This is a genomic window from Massilia sp. MS-15 (assembly GCF_020176695.1).
Taxonomy (GTDB): Bacteria; Pseudomonadota; Gammaproteobacteria; order Burkholderiales; family Burkholderiaceae_D; genus Telluria; species Telluria hydrophila.
The window spans coordinates 1-1,312 of the sequence record NZ_JAIWIA010000044.1 but is presented as its reverse complement, the minus strand read 5'-3'; the positions used below and the strand labels follow the sequence as shown (position 1 = coordinate 1,312).

The 1,312-nt window shown below is 56.8% G+C and carries 1 protein-coding gene; it reads left to right on the top strand.

What is annotated here, in order from left to right:
- The first annotated feature begins 121 nt into the window (after window positions 1-121).
- Window positions 122-1,212, top strand: a protein-coding gene (locus tag LCI23_RS17175) for an IS3 family transposase (protein ID WP_224947672.1) whose coding sequence is annotated in 2 segments (ribosomal slippage) — window positions 122-374 and window positions 374-1,212 — 1,092 coding nt in all. Because the reading frame shifts where the segments join, the coding sequence is not laid out codon by codon here.
- The last annotated feature ends 100 nt before the right edge of the window (window positions 1,213-1,312 follow it).

Below are 1,312 nucleotides of genomic sequence, written 5' to 3'. Positions count from 1 at the left end.
GTATATGCGTTTTATCACTTGAATGATAAAACCATACACAACTATAGTGACCCGGTAATCCCCCCACAAAAAGAGCGCGATCAGAAGTAGAATTTTCTACTTAAGACACAGAAAGCTCTACATGAAGACGTCCCGCTTTACCGACAGCCAGATCATCGCCATCCTCAAGCAAGCAGAAGCCGGCAGCCCAGTACCGGAGCTGTGCCGCGAGCACGGCATCAGCAATGCCACGTTCTACAAGTGGCGCTCCAAGTTTGGCGGCATGGACGCCTCGTTGATGGCACGGATGAAGGAGCTGGAGGAGGAAAACCGGCGCCTCAAGAAGATGTACGTCGAGGAGCGTCTCAAGGCCGAGATCGTTGCGGAGGCACTCACAAAAAAATGGTAGCGCCATCTCAGCGGCGGGAGATGGCGCAATGGGCCGTGACGGAGCGGTCAGCCACTGTCAAGCTGGCGTGCCAGGCGTTTGGCATCAGTCAGACCTGCTACCGCTACAAGGCCAAGCTGGACGCGGAAAACGTCCTCATTGCCGACTGGCTGGTGCGACTGACGAACAACCAGCGCAACAACTGGGGCTTCGGGCTGTGCTTCCTGTACCTGCGTAATGTTAAAGGCTTCAAATGGAACCACAAGCGCGTCTACAGGATTTACCGCGAGCTCGAGCTGAACCTGCGCATCAAGCCGCGTCATCGCCTGTCGCGCGAAAAACCGCTGCCGCTGGCGGTACCGACCGCGATCAACCAGAGCTGGTCGATGGACTTCATGCACGACCAGCTCGCCGATGGGCGCAGCATCCGTCTGTTTAACGTGATCGATGACTTCAACCGCGAAGGCCTGGGCATCGAAGTCGACTTCTCGCTGCCGTCCGAACGCGTGATACGCTCGCTTGACCGGATCATCGAATGGCGCGGCAAGCCGGCAGCGATCCGGTGCGACAACGGCCCTGAATACATCAGCGCAGTGACCTTGGCATGGGCGGCCAGGCGCGGCATCCGCATTGATTTCATCCAGCCTGGACAGCCCCAGCAGAACGCTTACGTTGAACGCTACAACAGGACGGTTCGCTATGACTGGCTGGCCCATCACCTGTTTGAAACCCTCGAGGAGATCCAGGAGTTTGCCACCAACTGGCTGTGGACCTACAATCACGATCGGCCCAACATGGCGCTCGGCGGTATCACGCCAAAACAGAAACTGGCACTCGCCGCTTAACCTCTACTTTTAGCGTGCTCTAAAAATGGGGGGATTACCGGGGGATTACCACCCTTCAGCAGATGCGCGGCGATGCCTAATTACGCATTTATACAAGAGA